The 20,658-nt window shown below is 43.4% G+C and carries 19 protein-coding genes, 3 tRNA genes, 3 rRNA genes and 1 other RNA gene; 4 read left to right on the top strand and 22 right to left on the bottom strand.

Annotated features, from left to right (window positions below; translation table 11 throughout):
- Position 1: 1 nt before the first annotated feature.
- From holB to tadA, 20 genes are all read right to left on the bottom strand, one after another.
- Positions 2–991 carry a DNA polymerase III subunit delta' gene (holB, locus tag NSU11_RS00225; RefSeq protein WP_024425627.1) on the bottom strand — a complete coding sequence of 330 codons (990 nt, stop codon included), beginning with the start codon at positions 989–991 and terminating at the stop codon, positions 2–4.
- Between the two features lie 11 nt (positions 992–1,002).
- Positions 1,003–1,443, bottom strand: coding sequence for a YaaR family protein (locus NSU11_RS00220; RefSeq protein ID WP_048239531.1), 441 nt, complete (start codon positions 1,441–1,443; stop codon positions 1,003–1,005).
- 12 nt (positions 1,444–1,455) lie between these two features.
- Entirely contained in the window at positions 1,456–1,785 is a 330-nt protein-coding gene (locus NSU11_RS00215) for a cyclic-di-AMP receptor (RefSeq protein WP_024425625.1), read from the bottom strand.
- Positions 1,786–1,864: 79 nt separating this feature from the next.
- Positions 1,865–2,503 (bottom strand): dTMP kinase, encoded by a 639-nt coding sequence (tmk, locus tag NSU11_RS00210; RefSeq protein ID WP_095407529.1) that lies wholly within the window; start codon positions 2,501–2,503, stop codon positions 1,865–1,867.
- Positions 2,500–3,909, bottom strand: a complete 1,410-nt coding sequence (locus tag NSU11_RS00205) for an aminotransferase class I/II-fold pyridoxal phosphate-dependent enzyme (protein WP_342493742.1) — start codon at positions 3,907–3,909, stop codon at positions 2,500–2,502. Before NSU11_RS00205 ends, tmk begins: the two co-directional genes overlap by 4 nt.
- 77 nt (positions 3,910–3,986) lie before the next feature.
- Entirely contained in the window at positions 3,987–5,051 is a 1,065-nt protein-coding gene (locus NSU11_RS00200) for a toxic anion resistance protein (RefSeq protein WP_122632215.1), read from the bottom strand.
- An 18-nt stretch (positions 5,052–5,069) separates the two neighbouring features.
- Entirely contained in the window at positions 5,070–5,684 is a 615-nt protein-coding gene (locus NSU11_RS00195; protein ID WP_024425621.1) for a 5-bromo-4-chloroindolyl phosphate hydrolysis family protein, read from the bottom strand.
- Positions 5,685–5,812: 128 nt separating this feature from the next.
- On the bottom strand, positions 5,813–6,004 hold the full coding sequence (locus tag NSU11_RS00190) for a sigma factor G inhibitor Gin (protein ID WP_024425620.1): 192 nt from the start codon (positions 6,002–6,004) through the stop codon (positions 5,813–5,815).
- A 171-nt stretch (positions 6,005–6,175) separates the two neighbouring features.
- Positions 6,176–6,291 (bottom strand): 5S ribosomal RNA (gene rrf / locus NSU11_RS00185).
- 61 nt (positions 6,292–6,352) lie between these two features.
- Positions 6,353–9,283 (bottom strand): 23S ribosomal RNA (locus NSU11_RS00180).
- Between the two features lie 98 nt (positions 9,284–9,381).
- Positions 9,382–9,457 (bottom strand) — tRNA-Ala (locus tag NSU11_RS00175).
- 14 nt (positions 9,458–9,471) lie between these two features.
- Positions 9,472–9,548, bottom strand: a tRNA-Ile gene (locus NSU11_RS00170).
- A 95-nt stretch (positions 9,549–9,643) separates the two neighbouring features.
- Positions 9,644–11,192, bottom strand: a 16S ribosomal RNA gene (locus NSU11_RS00165).
- The 16S, 23S and 5S rRNA genes sit together here with 2 tRNA genes alongside, the layout of an rRNA operon.
- A 319-nt stretch (positions 11,193–11,511) precedes the next feature.
- Positions 11,512–11,775, bottom strand: coding sequence for a pro-sigmaK processing inhibitor BofA family protein (locus NSU11_RS00160; RefSeq protein WP_024425765.1), 264 nt, complete (start codon positions 11,773–11,775; stop codon positions 11,512–11,514).
- Positions 11,776–11,841: 66 nt separating this feature from the next.
- Entirely contained in the window at positions 11,842–12,066 is a 225-nt protein-coding gene (locus tag NSU11_RS00155) for a YaaL family protein (RefSeq protein ID WP_024425764.1), read from the bottom strand.
- An 18-nt stretch (positions 12,067–12,084) separates the two neighbouring features.
- Entirely contained in the window at positions 12,085–12,681 is a 597-nt protein-coding gene (gene recR / locus NSU11_RS00150) for a recombination protein RecR (protein WP_003218094.1), read from the bottom strand.
- A gap of 15 nt (positions 12,682–12,696) precedes the next feature.
- Complete coding sequence (locus tag NSU11_RS00145) at positions 12,697–13,020, bottom strand: YbaB/EbfC family nucleoid-associated protein (RefSeq protein ID WP_008342011.1); 324 nt, start codon at positions 13,018–13,020, stop codon at positions 12,697–12,699.
- Positions 13,021–13,046: 26 nt separating this feature from the next.
- Entirely contained in the window at positions 13,047–14,759 is a 1,713-nt protein-coding gene (dnaX, locus tag NSU11_RS00140; protein ID WP_149126079.1) for a DNA polymerase III subunit gamma/tau, read from the bottom strand.
- A 330-nt stretch (positions 14,760–15,089) separates the two neighbouring features.
- Positions 15,090–15,354, bottom strand: an RNA gene (gene ffs, locus NSU11_RS00135) — signal recognition particle sRNA large type.
- Positions 15,355–15,430: 76 nt separating this feature from the next.
- Positions 15,431–15,907, bottom strand: a complete 477-nt coding sequence (gene tadA, locus NSU11_RS00130) for a tRNA adenosine(34) deaminase TadA (protein WP_024426741.1) — start codon at positions 15,905–15,907, stop codon at positions 15,431–15,433.
- Positions 15,908–15,986: 79 nt separating this feature from the next.
- Here tadA and NSU11_RS00125 point away from each other — a divergent pair, with 79 nt between their 5' ends.
- From NSU11_RS00125 to NSU11_RS00110, 4 genes are all read left to right on the top strand, one after another.
- The gene (locus NSU11_RS00125; protein ID WP_024426742.1) at positions 15,987–16,541 is read left to right on the top strand and encodes an isochorismatase family cysteine hydrolase; all 555 of its coding nucleotides are present in this window, start codon (positions 15,987–15,989) and stop codon (positions 16,539–16,541) included.
- Positions 16,542–16,586: 45 nt separating this feature from the next.
- On the top strand, positions 16,587–17,888 hold the full coding sequence (locus NSU11_RS00120) for a glycoside hydrolase family 18 protein (protein WP_025092701.1): 1,302 nt from the start codon (positions 16,587–16,589) through the stop codon (positions 17,886–17,888).
- 85 nt (positions 17,889–17,973) lie between these two features.
- Positions 17,974–18,597 carry a deoxynucleoside kinase gene (locus NSU11_RS00115; protein WP_024425759.1) on the top strand — a complete coding sequence of 208 codons (624 nt, stop codon included), beginning with the start codon at positions 17,974–17,976 and terminating at the stop codon, positions 18,595–18,597.
- On the top strand, positions 18,594–19,253 hold the full coding sequence (locus tag NSU11_RS00110) for a deoxynucleoside kinase (RefSeq protein WP_149126080.1): 660 nt from the start codon (positions 18,594–18,596) through the stop codon (positions 19,251–19,253). Before NSU11_RS00115 ends, NSU11_RS00110 begins: the two co-directional genes overlap by 4 nt.
- A gap of 88 nt (positions 19,254–19,341) precedes the next feature.
- Here NSU11_RS00110 and NSU11_RS00105 read toward each other — a convergent pair.
- Positions 19,342–19,434: transfer RNA gene (locus NSU11_RS00105), tRNA-Ser, on the bottom strand.
- 325 nt (positions 19,435–19,759) lie between these two features.
- Positions 19,760–20,590, bottom strand: coding sequence for a methyl-accepting chemotaxis protein (locus NSU11_RS00100; protein ID WP_149126081.1), 831 nt, complete (start codon positions 20,588–20,590; stop codon positions 19,760–19,762).
- Between the last annotated feature and the right edge of the window lie 68 nt (positions 20,591–20,658).

Here is a 20,658-nt window from a genome sequence, read left to right as displayed (position 1 = left end):
CTTATCCCTCCTGCAACATCAACACCAATTGCTCCATCAGCCCTTGGGCATTCACGTTGGATTGAAGTCTCTTTTTCGCTTCTAGTACAGCAAGGATCTGGCTGGTCACCATCTGCTGTGTGGAATGCAGCGCATGCTGCTTCATTGTCTGGAATAAGTCTTGATAAATGACTTTATCTTCATTTCCTATTTGAATCGACAATACATCACGATATATAAATAAAAGCATATCCAGACCTGTTTCTTGAAGGTCTTTCTCTTTGAAAAAAGGCATCCATTGATCCTGTATATAAAAAAATGCATGTTCTTTTCGCTGGTGTAAGACTTCATACAATTTTATCACTTTCGCTCTAGACTCTGCAAACTGATCATTTCGACTTAATTCGAGTGCTTCAGCCAAATTATTGGTTAAATTCGACAAAAGCCTTGCGAGATGCTGAGATACGCCTTCTTGTAAAAGCTGCTGCTCCAAGGATTGTGGCTGCAGCGGCTGAAAGCTGAGCATCTGACATCTTGAAATAATCGTATCCAGCATTTTATGCGATTGCTCAGTGATTAAAACCGCCATCGTTTCCCGATTAGGCTCCTCTAGGAACTTCAATAAACTGTTCGCGGCATTGACCGTCATTTTGTCCGCATGAAGAATAATATACATTTTCCGGTGAGATTCTACACCTGCTTTTGTAAATTCCTCTTGCAGTGCCTGCACTTGCGCCTTCTTAATTGATTGGCCATCGGGCTGTACAAGATGTAAATCGGGATGGTTTCCTGATGCAATCCTTTTGCAGTTTTGACAGGATTCACATGGTTTCACTCCTGATTCCAAACAAAAAAAGCTCTTAGCCAAAAGCATCGCTGCATCCAGTTTTCCGGTTCCTTTTTTTCCTTCAAATAAGTAGGCGTGCGCAAGTCGGTCTTTATCAATACTATTAAAAATCAGCCGCATGACGCGCGGCTGCAAATCATTCATGTCATCCCAGCTAATTGCCATGTTATCACTCTCTATGTGTAAAGGTTAATCAATAAACCTTTTATTTCTCCAATACGTTCAAGCAAATCAATAGATGGTTTCTCTTGATTCATCATATCCTCTGTTAATTCAATCAGCTTTTCATCCAGCGCTTTGACTAAAGCGAGTGTACGTGTGTTGCCATAAATGTCAAAGCTCCTGGATGTTTCTATATTTAAACCATTATCGACTGTCTCTTTCACAAAGCGCTTCACCAGTCCTTTAAACCTAGCCAAATCCTTTAGGTTTCGTGACTTTGCGAGCTTTTTTCCGAACACTTCGATATCACTCAGCATGACCGTCAGCTGTTCTAAGCGCAGTTTGCCGCTTTGCGTCTCCATCGAAGCTTTAAAGGAGGCAGATGTCTGGCTTCCTTTCATCGCTTGAAGTTCACGCTTTTCTAAACGCAGCCGCATATCTTGATTAATTTTCACAGCAACCCATCCTTAAAATTGATGAAATTGTTCAACTGGCAGAATAAAGACAGTAGCTCCGCCAACTTCAACCTCAACAGGGTATGGTACGTATGAATCTGCATTTCCACCCATTGGGGATACAGGCGCGATCATTTGATCACGTTTACGGCAATTTTCTTTTATAAGCTGCAATGCTTTATCCACCCGGACATCATCACAACCAATAATAAAAGTCGTATTCCCAGACTTTAAAAACCCACCAGTTGAAGCTAATTTTGTCACGCCGAAATGATGTTCAGTCAATATTTTCAACAACTTGCTGCTATCTTGGTCCTGTACAACGGCAACAATTAATTTCATTTGATTGGCCTCCTTTATTTTAGGCACAGATGACATGCCGATGTCTTCCTCTATATTATAACAACGATTGGGAATTAGGTCATATTTGATTTTGCTTTAATGTGTCCTGAATCAATTGAAGGACTTCTTCATAGACAGCCTGCATCGGCTGAGACGCATCCACTACACGGAATCGTTCTGGTGATTGTGCAATAAGCAGTTCATAACCTTCTCTGACCAGCTGGTGGAAATTCAGCGTCTCCATGTCTAATCGATTCTTTTCTCTTCCCTGGTTGGCATCAATTCGCTTTAGTCCTTCCTCAGGTGTAATAGAAAAATAAATGGTCAATTGCGGCATCGTGCCATTAATAGCAAAGTCGTTAATTGACTTTACTTCTTCAATCCCAAGCCCTCTCGCATAGCCTTGATAAGCAAGGGAGCTATCGACAAAACGATCACATAAAACCGTCTGCCCGCGCTGTAATGCCGGTTCTACCTTCTCAGCCAAATGCTGCCTTCTTGCGGCTGCATACAGCAAAGCTTCTGTTTTCGCGTCCATTTTTGTGTTTTTTTCATTTAAAATGACTTCACGAATCTGCTCTGCAATGTCAATGCCGCCAGGCTCACGTGTCGCCATCACTGCATATCCTTGGCGTTCCATTTCTTCATACACTTTCTGAATCACTGTCGTTTTTCCGGCACCCTCCGGCCCTTCAAACGTAATAAACATACCGCTCATAGTGTCTCCTCTTCTATATAAACATATAATTTTCTCTGATGAATCACCTGACTGGCTTGAACATGAACCTGATGTCCAAGCAAACGGCTTAAAGCAGCAATTTGATCGCTTTCAATACGCTCTCCCTTAACGATCAAAGGAATACCCGGTGGATATGGAATAACAGATTCTGCACTAACCCGGCCTGCTGCATGTTCAAATGAAACGGCTTCTATATCCTGTCTATGCTCATCGTTCTCAATCGTCAGCGTCTCACGTTGGATATGATCTTTTCCTTTGAGCAATGAATCGCTTTGATTAAGGGCCTGCTCTATCCGTTTAAAAGGAATATCCTTCTTCTGCTCTAAACCAAAGACAAGTAAAACCTGATGTTCGTCTGCAAGCTCTGGGTGAACCTCAACTGACTCAAGCACTCGTTTAAGTTCATAACCAGTCAGCCCTTTTGTTGATCGAATGACACATTTTAATGGATCGTTAGAAAGTAATTCAGACTCGACCACTTCAAGCTGAGGTATACGGTTGAACTCATTTTTCAGCTCTGCCAGCCCTTTCATGATTCCATCCAAGATCCCTTTTTTCTTGATCTCCTCGACATAAGCTCTTGCCACATCTAATGAGGCCATAATTGGATAGGATGGCGAACTGCTTTGAAGCATCGTGAGGAATGTTTTCAAGCGTTTTGCATCCATTCGCCCCCCCTGAAGATGAAGGTAGGATCCCATCGTCATTGCCGGAAGGGTTTTATGTGCTGATTGTACCACCACGTCAGCTCCATAGGAAAGAGCAGATGGAGGAAAAGCGCCGCCTAATACAAAATGTGCACCATGTGCCTCATCAACCAAAACGATCATGCCTGCTTCGTGGCACATGTGTATCAGTTTTGATAAATCAGCTGCATGACCATAGTAGTTCGGATAAGTCAAAACGATCGCCCGGCAATTAGGATGTTTGGCAATGGCTTTTTTGACTGTTTCATCCGTCACATGTGTTGGAACATGCAGGTGTGGATCTACCTCAGCTTCTACCATAATAGGCGTTGCTCCTGCAAGCTCAATCGCATGGTAAACAGACTTATGACAATTTCGCTGGACGAAAATCTCATCTCCCGCACGACAGGCTGCCATCACCATCGCTAAGTTTCCGACAGTTGTCCCATTCACAAGGAAAAAGCTTTGATCTGATCCATATAGCTTTGCCAATAAATGTTCAGCCTCTTGAATCACACCAGTTGGATGATGGAGATCATCTAACCCTTCAAGTTCTGTTACATCCAGCTGAAGAATTGAGTCATAATAAGTCCGTGCCTCATCAAAAAAGACATCTCCATTGTGATGTCCTGGAACGTGGAAAGAATAAGGTTTCTTTTCCGCATGTTGTGCTAATGCTGTATATAAAGGTGTTTTCAAACAAATCGACCCTTTTCACTTTAACGATATCTTATGTCTATTATAACGTTCATACAAGGGAACCGAAAGATGGATTCTCATTCCTTTATTGGCTGGTGATTCGCCAGCTGCTGTTCTGCCTCATACATGCTGTTTTTCAATTGGGTTCGCTCTTGGCTTCCGTGCTCTTTCACCTGTAACGTTTCCTGTAAGGTTTCAGCTAATTGGCGTTGAACCTTTTTCAACGTATCTATAGGTGCAAAAGCTGCCTCTTCAAGAAGCTCCCCCTGCTGCTTTGATACCTTTTCATATGTTTTTTGGATTCGATTCTCAAGAGCTGAATTGGCACGCTGTTGAATATGCGTTAATGCAATCGACATTTGGTTGATCCATAGAGGAATAGATGCAGAAACTGTTGATTGAATGTGATTGGCCAATGTATGATTCGTATGCTGGATCATTCGAATTTGGGCATTACATTGCAGCGCAATTTGCCGGCTTAGCAGCAAATCATATTTCCGTTCTTTCAACCTCTCCATATATTCTTCTGCATTGACTTCCTGACTCATCAATTGCTCCTCTATAGTCCGATTACCAATCTGCTCCGGTTCTGATATGATCTGCTTCTCTAAAGTGGTCATTTTCGCTTCAACTGCTGCAACCTGCAGCGTCATCTCTTGGAAAAAAGTTTGATTTTCTTCAAATAAACGCTCTAATAACATATGATCCGAAATTAATCCGCCTTTTGCGTAACGAAGCCTTGCTGATAATCTCTCGATCTGTGATTTTGCATGTTGAAAACGCGATATGATTTCCTGAGTAGAACGCTTCTCCCGCCGAAATAACTTCGAAAAAAAGCCCTGCTTCTTTGGCAGTAAGTCCTCCGGTTCTACTACATGCAGCTGGTGCAAAAAGGCCTCAAGCACGTCTCCTATTTGATCGATATCTTTTTTCTCAACATATTTCATCATTTGTTGTGATTGTTCCAATAATCGTTCCTGAACACGTGTACCATAGAAAAGCAGCTTTTGCGGATTGTCAGGGATCTGCTCAGCACGCTGTATGGCTTCTTGTTTCTCCTCATCAGATAAGGTATCAAACACCTGAAACTGAAGATCTGTAGTGGAAGCAGATGCTGTTGGGATGTGATCTTCTGGTTTCATTACGTTTGACTCCTTTCATTATTTCTTTATCATTTTATCTGCCACTTCAAGCTCAATATGAAGGGCTTCTATGTCTCTTCCTAATACTTGCTGCAAATCATTCGTCAATTGCTTTTGCAGTTCTGTCAGCGTCACTCGAGTTTGGCTTAGTGTCATTTCCAGCTCATGACTGCGATCAGGCTGGTTATACAATAGTGCATATTTTTCAGTTAGTTCAACGACAGAATCCAAGCTTTCGAAATAAAAACGCTGTGCATCATAAAACCGGGTCGGCTCTTTTTTTGTAATCGTATAGATTCGCCGTGCAAGTCGGAGAATTTCATAATTATGTTTGATCGTCTGTACGTTCTTCACAGCAAATAAAGCCTTCTTTAAACGTACAAGCTTTTGTCCTGCTTCTTTTAAATGCTGTTTGATATATACATAATCACTACGAGACAGTCCGTGTTTCTTTAAAAACAACTGGAAAGCAACCCATCTGCTCCCTGCAAACATCACGCCCCACCCCATCATCGCATACAGTATCGATAATCCAACATGATGATGGAAAACCCCAATACTGACGGTTAAAATCACAAGCGAAAAAAAAGTAGAGAGGATGGCCCATATAAATGTATAAAAGATTGATTTCATGTTCATCGACTCCTATGAATAATCAGGCTCTCTGTTTATCTTATTATTAATTACGGATGATGTCCAAACTAAGTTCCAAAAAACAGGCCCAATCCTCCATAGCTCATAAAAAAAGACCATCTAATGGTCTATGAATACAAAGGCGGCGTATGAAGATTTTTTAGCTTTCTAACATAATCGGCATAGCTAGGATCCGAGGTCGATGTAGAAATTAACTTTCTCTCACATTCTCGGCACAAAAACTGATGATATAAATAAATTCCCTTTGTTTTTTTCTCTTCACAAATCAAACAAATCGCTTCTCGCTCTTTTTTGCTCATTGTGACACCTCCACTTATAGCTTCAGTATGCCCTAGCGCTTTCAATTGTATACAAAATTAAGAATGTTTTAGATGGTAGTTTAGTATATGTATCCATGTCAGATCGAGTGTTTGTTCCTTTTCTTAAAAAACAAAAAAGACCAGTTCCGACTGGAACTGATCCTTATAGAAGCTTGGCGGCGTCCTACTCTCACAGGGGGAAACCCCCAACTACCATCGGCGCTGAAGAGCTTAACTTCCGTGTTCGGTATGGGAACGGGTGTGACCTCTTCGCTATCGCCACCAAACCTGATGGAGAGAATGTTCTCTCAAAACTAGATAACAATGTTCATGCTTCACAATAGAATATAGGTTAAGTCCTCGATCTATTAGTATCTGTCAGCTCCACGTGTCACCACGCTTCCACCTCAGACCTATCAACCTGATCATCTTTCAGGGATCTTACTTCCTTGCGGAATGGGAAATCTCATCTTGAGGGGGGCTTCATGCTTAGATGCTTTCAGCACTTATCCCGTCCGCACATAGCTACCCAGCGATGCCCTTGGCAGAACAACTGGTACACCAGCGGTGCGTCCATCCCGGTCCTCTCGTACTAAGGACAGCTCCTCTCAAATTTCCTGCGCCCGCGACGGATAGGGACCGAACTGTCTCACGACGTTCTGAACCCAGCTCGCGTACCGCTTTAATGGGCGAACAGCCCAACCCTTGGGACCGACTACAGCCCCAGGATGCGATGAGCCGACATCGAGGTGCCAAACCTCCCCGTCGATGTGGACTCTTGGGGGAGATAAGCCTGTTATCCCCGGGGTAGCTTTTATCCGTTGAGCGATGGCCCTTCCATGCGGAACCACCGGATCACTAAGCCCGACTTTCGTCCCTGCTCGACTTGTAGGTCTCGCAGTCAAGCTCCCTTGTGCCTTTACACTCTGCGAATGATTTCCAACCATTCTGAGGGAACCTTTGGGCGCCTCCGTTACATTTTAGGAGGCGACCGCCCCAGTCAAACTGCCCACCTGACACTGTCTCCCTGCCCGATAAGGGCAGCGGGTTAGAAGGTCAATACAGCCAGGGTAGTATCCCACCGATGCCTCCACCGAAGCTAGCGCTCCGGTTTCCAAGGCTCCTACCTATCCTGTACAAGCTGTACCAACATTCAATATCAGGCTGCAGTAAAGCTCCACGGGGTCTTTCCGTCCTGTCGCGGGTAACCTGCATCTTCACAGGTACTATAATTTCACCGAGTCTCTCGTTGAGACAGTGCCCAGATCGTTGCGCCTTTCGTGCGGGTCGGAACTTACCCGACAAGGAATTTCGCTACCTTAGGACCGTTATAGTTACGGCCGCCGTTTACTGGGGCTTCAATTCGCACCTTCGCTTACGCTAAGCGCTCCTCTTAACCTTCCAGCACCGGGCAGGCGTCAGCCCCTATACTTCGCCTTACGGCTTCGCAGAGACCTGTGTTTTTGCTAAACAGTCGCCTGGGCCTATTCACTGCGGCTTCTCGGGGCTTTAACACCCTAAGAAGCACCCCTTCTCCCGAAGTTACGGGGTCATTTTGCCGAGTTCCTTAACGAGAGTTCTCTCGATCACCTTAGGATTCTCTCCTCGCCTACCTGTGTCGGTTTGCGGTACGGGCACCTCTCACCTCGCTAGAGGCTTTTCTTGGCAGTGTGGAATCAGGAACTTCGCTACTAAATTTCGCTCGCCATCACAGCTCAGCCTTTACGGGAAACGGATTTGCCTATTTCCCAGCCTAACTGCTTGGACGCGGATATCCAATACCGCGCTTACCCTATCCTCCTGCGTCCCCCCATTGCTCAAATGGTGAGGAGGTGGTACAGGAATATCAACCTGTTGTCCATCGCCTACGCCTTTCGGCCTCGGCTTAGGTCCCGACTAACCCTGAGCGGACGAGCCTTCCTCAGGAAACCTTAGGCATTCGGTGGACGGGATTCTCACCCGTCTTTCGCTACTCATACCGGCATTCTCACTTCTAAGCGCTCCACCAGTCCTTCCGGTCTGGCTTCACAGCCCTTAGAACGCTCTCCTACCACTGTTCGTAAGAACAGTCCGCAGCTTCGGTGATACGTTTAGCCCCGGTACATTTTCGGCGCAGAGTCACTCGACCAGTGAGCTATTACGCACTCTTTAAATGGTGGCTGCTTCTAAGCCAACATCCTGGTTGTCTAAGCAACTCCACATCCTTTTCCACTTAACGTATACTTTGGGACCTTAGCTGGCGGTCTGGGCTGTTTCCCTTTCGACTACGGATCTTATCACTCGCAGTCTGACTCCCAAGGATAAGTCATCGGCATTCGGAGTTTGACTGAATTCGGTAACCCGGTAGGGGCCCCTAGTCCAATCAGTGCTCTACCTCCGAGACTCTTACCTTGAGGCTAGCCCTAAAGCTATTTCGGAGAGAACCAGCTATCTCCAGGTTCGATTGGCATTTCACCCCTACCCACACCTCATCCCCGCACTTTTCAACGTGCGTGGGTTCGGGCCTCCATTCAGTGTTACCTGAACTTCACCCTGGACATGGGTAGATCACCTGGTTTCGGGTCTACGACCACGTACTCATGCGCCCTATTCAGACTCGCTTTCGCTGCGGCTCCGCATCTTCTGCTTAACCTTGCACGGGATCGTAACTCGCCGGTTCATTCTACAAAAGGCACGCCATCACCCGTTAACGGGCTCTGACTACTTGTAGGCACACGGTTTCAGGATCTATTTCACTCCCCTTCCGGGGTGCTTTTCACCTTTCCCTCACGGTACTGGTTCACTATCGGTCACTAGGGAGTATTTAGCCTTGGGAGATGGTCCTCCCGGATTCCGACGGAATTTCACGTGTTCCGCCGTACTCAGGATCCACTCTGGAGAGAATGACATTTCAGTTACAGGGCTGTTACCTTCTTTGGCGGGCCTTTCCAGACCTCTTCGCTTATATCATTCCTTTGTAACTCCGTATAGAGTGTCCTACAACCCCAAGAGGCAAGCCTCTTGGTTTGGGCTGTTCCCGTTTCGCTCGCCGCTACTCAGGGAATCGCATTTGCTTTCTCTTCCTCCGGGTACTTAGATGTTTCAGTTCCCCGGGTATGCCTTCTCATACTCTATGTATTCAAGTATGGATACTACTCCATTACGAGCAGTGGGTTTCCCCATTCGGAAATCTCCGGATCAAAGCTTGCTTACAGCTCCCCGAAGCATATCGGTGTTCGTCCCGTCCTTCATCGGCTCCTAGTGCCAAGGCATCCACCGTGCGCCCTTTCTAACTTAACCATTTCTTACTTTAGAAAGAATCACTATGTGTGATGAACTTTGCATTGCATTCAATGTGAATGTATTACTTATTGTTATCTAGTTTTCAAAGAACACGTTGGTGGAGCCTAGCGGGATCGAACCGCTGACCTCCTGCGTGCAAGGCAGGCGCTCTCCCAGCTGAGCTAAGGCCCCAATTTAATAGAAGATGGTGGGCCTGAGTGGACTCGAACCACCGACCTCACGCTTATCAGGCGTGCGCTCTAACCAGCTGAGCTACAGGCCCATCTTTCATATCGAAGATATGATGTTGTAGGATCTTTTGCAAGTTCCTTCAAAACTAAACAAGACGAAAACGCACGCTGCTCCATATATCCTTAGAAAGGAGGTGATCCAGCCGCACCTTCCGATACGGCTACCTTGTTACGACTTCACCCCAATCATCTGCCCCACCTTCGGCGGCTGGCTCCATAAAGGTTACCTCACCGACTTCGGGTGTTGCAAACTCTCGTGGTGTGACGGGCGGTGTGTACAAGGCCCGGGAACGTATTCACCGCGGCATGCTGATCCGCGATTACTAGCGATTCCAGCTTCACGCAGTCGAGTTGCAGACTGCGATCCGAACTGAGAACAGATTTATGGGATTGGCTAAACCTTGCGGTCTTGCAGCCCTTTGTTCTGTCCATTGTAGCACGTGTGTAGCCCAGGTCATAAGGGGCATGATGATTTGACGTCATCCCCACCTTCCTCCGGTTTGTCACCGGCAGTCACCTTAGAGTGCCCAACTGAATGCTGGCAACTAAGATCAAGGGTTGCGCTCGTTGCGGGACTTAACCCAACATCTCACGACACGAGCTGACGACAACCATGCACCACCTGTCACTCTGTCCCCGAAGGGAAAGCCCTATCTCTAGGGTTGTCAGAGGATGTCAAGACCTGGTAAGGTTCTTCGCGTTGCTTCGAATTAAACCACATGCTCCACCGCTTGTGCGGGCCCCCGTCAATTCCTTTGAGTTTCAGTCTTGCGACCGTACTCCCCAGGCGGAGTGCTTAATGCGTTAGCTGCAGCACTAAGGGGCGGAAACCCCCTAACACTTAGCACTCATCGTTTACGGCGTGGACTACCAGGGTATCTAATCCTGTTCGCTCCCCACGCTTTCGCTCCTCAGCGTCAGTTACAGACCAGAGAGTCGCCTTCGCCACTGGTGTTCCTCCACATCTCTACGCATTTCACCGCTACACGTGGAATTCCACTCTCCTCTTCTGCACTCAAGTTTCCCAGTTTCCAATGACCCTCCCCGGTTGAGCCGGGGGCTTTCACATCAGACTTAAGAAACCGCCTGCGAGCCCTTTACGCCCAATAATTCCGGACAACGCTTGCCACCTACGTATTACCGCGGCTGCTGGCACGTAGTTAGCCGTGGCTTTCTGGTTAGGTACCGTCAAGGTGCGAGCAGTTACTCTCGCACTTGTTCTTCCCTAACAACAGAGCTTTACGATCCGAAAACCTTCATCACTCACGCGGCGTTGCTCCGTCAGACTTTCGTCCATTGCGGAAGATTCCCTACTGCTGCCTCCCGTAGGAGTCTGGGCCGTGTCTCAGTCCCAGTGTGGCCGATCACCCTCTCAGGTCGGCTACGCATCGTCGCCTTGGTGAGCCATTACCCCACCAACTAGCTAATGCGCCGCGGGTCCATCTGTAAGTGACAGCCGAAACCGTCTTTCATCCTTGAACCATGCGGTTCAAGGAACTATCCGGTATTAGCTCCGGTTTCCCGGAGTTATCCCAGTCTTACAGGCAGGTTACCCACGTGTTACTCACCCGTCCGCCGCTAACATCCGGGAGCAAGCTCCCTTCTGTCCGCTCGACTTGCATGTATTAGGCACGCCGCCAGCGTTCGTCCTGAGCCAGGATCAAACTCTCCGAGGTATGCAGGATGCATATCACACATGCGTTGCTACACGATGTAGCGAACTTAGCATGTGATCATTTCCTGCCTCGCCAGTTTGACTGACTACCTATGAAGTATCATAGGATTTTTTATAAAAAACTCGAATTAACAGGTACGTTTTGTCTTGTTTAGTTTTCAAAGAACTTGTTTACCGCTTCAGAAGCGACTAGAACATCTTATCACATCCAAGTTGTTAGTGTCAACAACTTTTTTGTTATTATGTTTTTTCGTTTCTTCGTCATCAGCGACGTATATTAATTTACCACCCTATCGAATCAAAGTCAATAATATTTTTCATTAAATAATAAACTTTTCAATAACGATTAAAGCTGCTACGCCCGGAATACCCAATAAACCACTAATTCCACTCGTTACAGGGTTAATAGAGACATGTAATCCTAGACTCTCGCCAAATAGGTTGAGGCAAAATAAAAAAAGAGCGCCTGCTATAAACTTCACTCCGATAAGCCCTAACCATTTGAATGGATTCGCCTGCACACCTGACATAAACAACAATAGCACAGCTAGCAAAATTGACCCGATCACAATAACAGGTTCCATAATCCTCTCATCTCCTCTTCATATGAATAGTACAAGCATATGAGAGGACTATGTATAATAGACCTGCTATTTCCAGTTGTTTAAACGTAAATTTCTCTTTTTCGCTTCTCTCAGATAGAAAAAGTACTTTGCTTGAGCAAGCTTTAATTCGAATAGAATGTCCGGTGAAGGCTCAACGCTATTTGCGACAAGCTTTTTTTGTCTGTTCCATTCTTCCTTTTGCTTAAAAAGCTGTTGAATTAATTTCTCATCGAATTCTTTTCGAATTGATTTTCTGCGAAGAAAACCCATGTACCGTACTTCTCCTTCCTACATCTCACGTCTGCCTTCTAGAGCCTTAGACAGTGTAACTTCATCCGCATACTCTAAATCCCCGCCTACTGGAAGTCCGTGAGCAATGCGAGAGAGTTTAATTCCTGATGGTTTTAACAATCTGGAGATATACATGGCTGTTGCTTCTCCTTCAATGTTTGGATTGGTTGCAAGGATCACCTCTGTCACTTGATCGTCTTGCAATCTTTTTAATAGGTCAGGAATTTTAATATCCTCTGGGCCAATTCCGTCCATTGGCGAAATGGCACCATGAAGCACATGATATAAGCCGTTGTATTCTTTCATTTTTTCCATTGCGATTACATCTTTTGGATCCTGCACTACACAGATAACAGATTGATCTCTTCTTGTATCTTCACAAATATAGCAAGGATCTTGGTCTGTGATATGACCGCATACCGAACAATAAGTTAAATTACGCTTTGCATTTACAAGCGCCTTCGCAAAATCTAGTACGACATCTTCCTGCATACTAAGAACAAAAAAAGCCAGACGGACCGCAGTTTTCGGTCCGATTCCTGGCAATTTCATAAAGCTGTCAATCAGCTTTGATATTGGTTCAGGATATTGCATCTTCAGTTATTCCTCCTAGAATAAACCTGGCATGTTCATTCCTTTTGTGAATTGACCCATCGTTTCATTCGTTAGCTCATCGACTTTTTTCAATGCATCGTTTGTCGCAGCAAGTACAAGATCTTGAAGCATATCGATATCTTCTGGATCAACAACTTCTTCATTAATTGCTACATCAACGACTTCTTTTTGTCCATTTACTTTTACAGTGACCATACCGCCACCAGCTGTACCTTCAAGAACTTTTTCTGCAAGCTCTTCTTGAGCCTTCGCCATATCCTTTTGCATTTTTTGCATTTGTTTCATCATTTTTTGCATATTTCCCATTCCACCGCGCATATGAACACCACTCTCTTTCATTTTTATTAATCTTTAATTTCAATTAAATCAGTTCCTACTAATTTTTTTGCTTCCGCAATCAATGGATCCTCTTCAGTAGAAGTTCCCTGACCATCTGCTTGTTCATCCGGCTGATGATCTCTTAAAAATTCTTCTCTTATTTTACCCCATTGAGCGTCAGGAACGCCAACTAATTCCACTCTTTTTCCTAACATAGACTCTAGCAGTTGTTCAAGATTGGTCCGAACACCGCTTTTATCTTCAGCAACCATTTTACAATGTATTTCAAATTTGAATTTTAAAACAAAGGCATGCGAAGCAGCCGCAACTGGCTCACTGTCCGTTAATAACGCAGCGTGAGACACCTTATTCTGCTGTTTCAACTGGGCAAGGAGCTCTCCCCATTTGCCTTTAATTTTTTCTAACTCAGGCCGTTTCGCTTCTTTTAGAATCTCATGAATTCGGCCGACAGGAGCACGATAGCCATTTTTGTTACTCGTTTGTGGTCGAGACGCTTCCTTTTTTTCTTGAGGGCTATGAGATGGAGACATTGGTACACCTTCGGCTCTTAGCCTCGATAGTTCCTGTTCCAGCCTGTTTATTTTATCTGTTAGCGCCGTTAAATCAGCTTCAGCATGGCCTTGTGTCAATCCTGCTGTTGACTGACACAGCTTTACAACAGCTACCTCAAAGAAAATCCTTGGATGATTTGTCCATTTCATTTCTTGGTGGCTTTTATTCAGGACTTCAATGGTTTCATACAGAAACTGAGGTGTCACACGATCTGACAGCGCCACGAAACTTTCGTCGACCTTTACCTTTTCAAGGACCCCCTCGAGATCTGGTGCCGTTTTATAAAGCAGCATATCTCTAAAGTAAAAAATCATATCCTCTATTAATTTAGCAGCATCTTTCCCCTGCTGGAGCAATTCATTTAATGTATCTAACGCTGTGGCAATATTTTGATCAAAAATTGCTTCAGCAAGCTGACTAATGAAATGCTGAGATACAGCACCTGTAATGAGCAGCGCATCATCAATTGTCAATTGTTCACCACTAAATGAGATCGCTTGATCCAAGAGACTTAGTGCATCACGCATACCGCCATCAGCTGCACTAGCAATAATCTCGAGCGAACCCTCCTGTACGTCAAGGCCTTCTGCATCTACAATTTTCTCCATTCTTCCAACAATATCTTTACTCGTGATTCGTTTAAAATCAAATCGCTGACAACGAGATATGATGGTAAGAGGAATCTTATGGGGCTCTGTGGTAGCCAAAATAAAGATACAATGAGCAGGCGGTTCTTCCAGCGTTTTAAGGAGAGCATTAAATGCACCGATAGAGAGCATATGTACTTCATCTATAATATAAACCTTATATGTAACCGCCGAAGGAGCAAATTTCACTTTATCACGTATATCCCGGATTTCATCTACCCCGTTATTCGAGGCAGCATCTATTTCAATCACGTCTGAAATTGAACCGTTTGTAATCCCTTTACAGGCATCACATTCATTACACGGCTCGCTAACAGGTGACTTTTCACAGTTCACTGCCTTAGCAAAGATTTTGGCAGCACTTGTTTTACCTGTTCCTCTAGGACCTGAAAATAAGTAAGCATGAGAAAACTTTTTCTGCAAAAGGGCATTTTGCAACGTTTTTGTGATGTGTTCTTGTCCAACAACATCCTCAAAAACTTGAGGTCTGAACACTCGATATAAAGCTTGATAACTCACAAATACGCCCTCCTCCATTTATCATCCTTTTCATTATACATGATGCACCGATCAATTCAAAAGCACACCTTTATTTTCTAATATGCCAAAAAGATGATTTCAACTAGAGATTTTCTACTTTCTATGTATTAAAAACGTATTTTCTAGCTTTGTAAAAAGACCTGAAACTCCAAACAGAACAGCAGTTCTTTTTGCGGTTAGTGAAAAAAACAAATGGCTCCAAAAAGACTTTTTATCTATTTGTATAACCAAAGCAGTTAAGCTATTCTTTGAACAGCAACAAAAAACTCACCTAGTTAAACTAGATGAGTTACATTTAATATTGATTTACCGTGCACCTTCTGTCGATTCGCTACCCCAAGCGTTACTTAAACAGTTAGCTCGGCCCAGGCAACCCTGCGGCACATGAGAGGTTTCACTTAATGCTGCTTCCTTCCGGATCTGACATGGTTCATGAATTCCCATTGCGCAGGACCCAGACGTCAACACCACTTATTTAAGGCAGACCTTGAAGTAAACGAACCTCGAGAAGGGATTCGGCCTCGCTAGAGCGGATTGCGAGTACAGGGCACCGCTACCTCCCCGCTTAGCACGGCAAAATGAATATTAAATTGTTAGTGACGCAGACATAAGTATACCTTCTTATAGCTCAAATTGCAAACGACATCCATTCATTTACTTTTGGCTTGTTTCTTTCGCTGACGGAGATTTCGGAAGAACTGACTTAACAGCTCACCACACTGATTTTCAAGTACACCACCGATGACCTCAGACTGATGATTGAACCGTTCATCATCCAGTAAATTCATTAAAGTACCTGCGCATCCACCTTTTGGATCGTATGCACCAAAAACGACCTTTTTCACTCTAGAGAGAACAATAGCACCCGCACACATTGGGCATGGCTCAAGCGTAACGTAAAGCACAGCATCTTCTAAACGCCAGCTCCCTGTCGCTTTACATGCTTCATCAATAGCAAGTAATTCTGCATGTGCAATCGAACGCTGCTCACTTTCCCTTAAATTATGAGCCCGGCTCACGATTTGATCATCAACAACAATGATCGCACCAATCGGCACTTCCCCTATTTGTTCTGCTTTTAAGGCTTCAGAAATGGCTTCTTGCATAAACTTTTCATCTTTCGTCATGGCACGGCTCTCTTTTCATGTTTTTTAAAAGGAAATTGAGGTTAACATATTATCACAATCTTTTAAAGGGGGTCTTATTTTGTCAAAGCAAAAAAAGGCGCTGCTTATTATCGACATGATTAATGATTTTGATTTTGAAATGGGACATGTGCTTGCAGAAAAAACAGAGCAAATGACCAATAAAATTTTAGCTCTTAAACAACATGCTTTCAAGGAAAATTGGCCAATCATTTATATCAACGATCACTACGGACTTTGGAAGGCTGATATCCAAGCTGTTATGGAAACATGCAAAAACGAAAGAAGCGCTCCTATTTTAGAGAAAATGACACCATCTAAAGATAATTACTTCTTAATCAAACCTAAGCATTCTGCCTTCTACGGTACTGCACTAGAGACACTCTTAAATGAATTAGGTGTTGAGGACATTATTCTAACTGGGATTGCCGGAAACATTTGCGTTTTATTCACTGCAAATGACGCATACATGCGAGAATACAATCTAATTGTACCTAAAGATTGTATCGCTTCAAACGACGACAGAGATAACGACTACGCTTTAACGATGATGGAGAACGTTCTTCTAGCCAAAATCACTACCGCTAAGGAAATCACGAATGAAAATCAAACATGATTTAGCTATAACCCTCATAAATTGTTAGCAATAACAAAGGGGGCGTTGACTATTCAAATTTATGTTGTCAAAAGAGGAGATACTTTAAACGACATTGCTATGCGTTTTAAAACGACAGTCAATGAAATCATCCGTACTAACGAAATCGAAACACCAAATCAACTCGTCATTGGACAAACAATTGTCATTCCAATTAGAGGTCAATTTTATGAGGTCAAACAAAATGACACACTATATCAAATTGGTAGACGGTTTCAAATCTCAGTGGAAGAATTGGCACGCGTGAACAGAATTCGGCCTGAAGCGATACTGCCTATTCGTTTCTTGCTCTATATTCCACAAAGACCGAAAAGGAACATTAATTCCAATGCTTATATTGAACCACGGGGAAATCAAGTCAGTGAAAACTTAAAGCAGGCAGCTAGAGAGGCCTCCCCATACTTAACCCATTTAGACGTCTTTAGTTTTCAAGCACAAAGAGATGGGACACTGCGAGAACCACCGTTAGACCAACTACCCCAGATTGCCGCTCAGAACAGAACTGTATTAACCATGGTGGTGACAAATCTAGAGAATGAAAAATTCAGTGATGAACTAGGGCGTATTCTTTTAACTAACCAATCTGTCAAAACGGCATTTTTAAATGAAATTGTTCGTGTTGCCAAAAAGTATCAATTCAAGGAAATTCATTTTGATTTTGAATATTTACGCCCTGCTGATAAAGATGCTTATATTCAATTTTTAAGAGAAGCAACAGCCCGTTTCCATCAAGAAGGATGGACAATATCTGTTGCACTTGCACCAAAAACAAGTAGTCAGCAAAAGGGCAAATGGTATGAAGCCCATGACTATGAAGCGATCGGTAAGATCGTCGATCACGTTGTATTGATGACCTATGAATGGGGGTACAGCGGCGGCCCTCCACAAGCTGTCTCTCCAATTGGACCTGTCCGCCAAGTCATTGAATATGCACTAACTGTCATACCTGCCAATAAAATTGTAATGGGGCAGAATTTATACGGCTATGATTGGACACTTCCTTTCGTCCAGGGCGGCCCCATAGCCAAAGCCGTCAGTCCTCAACAAGCAATTGCACTTGCTAGAGAGCACAATGTCTCTATCTTATACGACGAAACAGCACAAGCACCCCATTTTCGTTATACAGATGCCAACAACAAAGAGCATGAGGTCTGGTTCGAAGACGCTAGATCAATTCAAGCAAAGTTCAACCTCATCAAAGAGCTAAATTTGAACGGCATTGCTTATTGGAAATTAGGTCTATCTTTCCCACAAAATTGGCTCTTATTATCAGATCAATTTAATATTGAAAAAAGAACGACATCGTAATCCATTCACTCTATCTATTAGAAGGGGTATGGTACAATATACATTGGTTTGACAACTTTAACTTTATAGATAGAGGAGAACGCCTATGTATCCTGCCCCTTTTATTGCAGTGGAAGGCCCGATTGGAGCCGGAAAAACAACTTTGGCTACAATGCTTGCGAAGGAATTTCAATTTCCTTTAGTAAAAGAGATTGTAGAAGAAAATCCATTCTTAGATAAATTTTATGAAGATATGGAACAATGGAGCTTTCAGCTTGAGATGTTCTTTTTATGCAATCGGTTCAAACAGTTAGAATCAATTGAAGAAAACTATGTGAATAAACAGCAGCCAGTTGTCACTGATTATCACGTCTATAAAAATATGATATTTGCAGAAAGAACATTATCAAAAAAGCACATGGATAAATACAGAAAGATCTATCACCTGCTAACAGACGATCTTCCTAAACCAAATGCCATGATCTATATAAAAGCCAGCCTTCCCACCTTACTTGAAAGAATACAGATGAGAGGACGCTCTTTTGAAGAAGACATTGACCCAGCTTATTTAAAAACACTCATTGAAGATTACGAGCTGGCTATTGAACATTTAAAACAGACTGAGCCAGGGCTTCCTATCATTACAATTGAAGGAGATCATACAGACTTCGTTTCCTCACAGCAAGATTACCAGCAAATTGTACAGAACATAAAGGAGCAAGTGCTATGAACAATATCGAAATACCAAAGGACGCAGTCATCACAATTGCCGGGACTGTTGGTGTCGGCAAATCAACTATGACCAAAACAATAGCGGACAAGCTAGGGTTTCAAACCTCTCTTGAAAAAGTAGATGATAACCCATATTTAGAGCCTTTTTATTCAGATTTCCAAAGATGGAGCTTCCACTTACAGGTCTATTTCCTAGCTGAGCGTTTTAAGGAGCAAAAGCGGATTTTTGAATCTGGCGGAGGATATGTACAAGATCGTTCCATTTATGAGGATACTGGCATTTTTGCAAAAATGCATGCGGACAAAGGTACGATGTCTGAGGTTGATTATGAAACGTATACAAGCCTATTTGAGGCGATGGTGATGACACCTTACTTCCCTCACCCTGATGTCCTCATCTATCTACACGGGGATTTAGATCATATTTTACATCGTATTGAGGAACGCGGCAGAGAGATGGAAACTCAAACTGACCGGGCTTATTGGGAAGAAATGTACACTCGATACACGGAATGGATCGAACAATTTGATATATGCCCAGTGATTAAAATTAATATTGAAGATTACGACTTACTTCATGATGAAAGCTCACTTGATCCCATTCTTCATGAAATAGCTTCTGTTATTCAAAAAAATCGCTCTAAAACAAAATAAAAAAACCGCTGCATTCGCGAAATGCAGCGGTTTGACAATTTCCAATTTTTATGCTTGCGTTCAATTCAACTAAGGTAAAAAATCAATATGGCGGAGGAAGAGGGATTCGAACCCCCGCGGGCTTTGACACCCCTGTCGGTTTTCAAGACCGATCCCTTCAGCCGGACTTGGGTATTCCTCCGTATCGACAAGAATTAATATACCATATCATTTTATTTGAAGTCAACATCTTTTCGAAAAAAATTTCAATATGTGATTTCGGCATGATATTTGCCTATAAAAAAGCAGCCATTGATGGCTGCTCCAAATTGTTGACAAAGGGCTAAAATGATTTTGATTTTAGCCCTTTGTCTTCTTTTCAGCGTGATAGAAAACCTTTGCAGTCTAGGAAGGGCGAGCACCGGAGCGGAGCGAATTTGACATTCGTGAGCACCGAAGCGCAGACCTGACAACGAATGCGAGGGTTTGACTACACGCTGAAGTAGCCATTGACGGCTGCTCTTGATCTATTTCGTATCCTGTCTCATTTCTTCAATAAACTGATTCATCTCTACTTTAAAGTCATTTAATGACTCGATAATCTTCGTAAAGTCTGTCACTTGTTTGGCTTGTTCATTTGTTGAACTGCTGATTTGTGAGATGTTTTCAGACAAAGTGCCAATGCTGTCTTGGATTTCTTTTAAAAATGTATTAATGGTTTCAGCCGCTTCCTTCGAGCCATCTGATAATTTGCGAACTTCATCAGCAACGACAGCAAACCCTTTTCCGTTCTCGCCTGCTCTTGCGGCTTCAATTGCAGCGTTTAAACCGAGCAGATTTGTTTGTCTAGCGATCCCGCCAATGGTTTTGACGACTTCTTCAATATTCGCAGATTTCTCTTCCGCTCTTCCTGCCTGTTCGCTTATTTCTAAACTTGTGGCAGCCAGTTCTTGAGAATGTGCAGCAATTTGCTCAATTCCACCTTGGAGTTCTTTCGCTACTTTATTGATTTGCTCCATATAACCGCTTAATTTCTTTTCACGATGATGTGAAAATGCCACTAAAAAAGAGCCAATTACTTTTCTATCTTCATCAAAAATCGGGTAACCTTTTACAGCAATTTCATAACCATATAAATGCTCTGGTAAATGACCGTCATATTCTTGTCCTCTTAATGTCGTCGCCACATTTTGGTCTTCTGGGTTCAATGGGTCTCCAACTTTCATACCAAAATCTATTGTGTTAGACGGGTAATAACAAAGTATCTTCTCTGTATCTGTGATGCCGAAAAGAATACTTTCATCTAGTACCTTTCTAAGTAAATGAGCCATTTCAACATAATAGTCAAGCCTATTCAAGGTTATTCCTTCTTTCCTAGAAGCTTTTAATTTTTTTATCGGCTAAATTCAGGAAAACTGTAGGACTT

It is taken from the genome of Bacillus sp. FSL R5-0712, from assembly GCF_038593285.1.
GTDB classification, from domain to species: domain Bacteria; phylum Bacillota; class Bacilli; order Bacillales; family Bacillaceae; genus Bacillus; species Bacillus safensis.
This window is presented reverse-complemented; position numbering and strand designations above follow the sequence as displayed.

Bases quoted from the DNA above. Each gene is read 5' to 3' on its own strand.
- holB (WP_024425627.1), bottom strand. From the start codon at position 991: ATGGCAATTAGCTGGGATGACATGAATGATTTGCAGCCGCGCGTCATG.
- NSU11_RS00215 (WP_024425625.1), bottom strand. From the start codon at position 1,785: ATGAAATTAATTGTTGCCGTTGTACAGGACCAAGATAGCAGCAAGTTG.
- tmk (WP_095407529.1), bottom strand. From the start codon at position 2,503: ATGAGCGGTATGTTTATTACGTTTGAAGGGCCGGAGGGTGCCGGAAAA.
- NSU11_RS00200 (WP_122632215.1), bottom strand. From the start codon at position 5,051: ATGAAACCAGAAGATCACATCCCAACAGCATCTGCTTCCACTACAGAT.
- NSU11_RS00195 (WP_024425621.1), bottom strand. From the start codon at position 5,684: ATGAAATCAATCTTTTATACATTTATATGGGCCATCCTCTCTACTTTT.
- NSU11_RS00190 (WP_024425620.1), bottom strand. From the start codon at position 6,004: ATGAGCAAAAAAGAGCGAGAAGCGATTTGTTTGATTTGTGAAGAGAAA.
- NSU11_RS00160 (WP_024425765.1), bottom strand. From the start codon at position 11,775: ATGGAACCTGTTATTGTGATCGGGTCAATTTTGCTAGCTGTGCTATTG.
- NSU11_RS00155 (WP_024425764.1), bottom strand. From the start codon at position 12,066: ATGGGTTTTCTTCGCAGAAAATCAATTCGAAAAGAATTCGATGAGAAA.
- recR (WP_003218094.1), bottom strand. From the start codon at position 12,681: ATGCAATATCCTGAACCAATATCAAAGCTGATTGACAGCTTTATGAAA.
- NSU11_RS00145 (WP_008342011.1), bottom strand. From the start codon at position 13,020: ATGCGCGGTGGAATGGGAAATATGCAAAAAATGATGAAACAAATGCAA.
- tadA (WP_024426741.1), bottom strand. From the start codon at position 15,907: ATGACGAAAGATGAAAAGTTTATGCAAGAAGCCATTTCTGAAGCCTTA.
- NSU11_RS00115 (WP_024425759.1), top strand. From the start codon at position 17,974: ATGTATCCTGCCCCTTTTATTGCAGTGGAAGGCCCGATTGGAGCCGGA.
- NSU11_RS00110 (WP_149126080.1), top strand. From the start codon at position 18,594: ATGAACAATATCGAAATACCAAAGGACGCAGTCATCACAATTGCCGGG.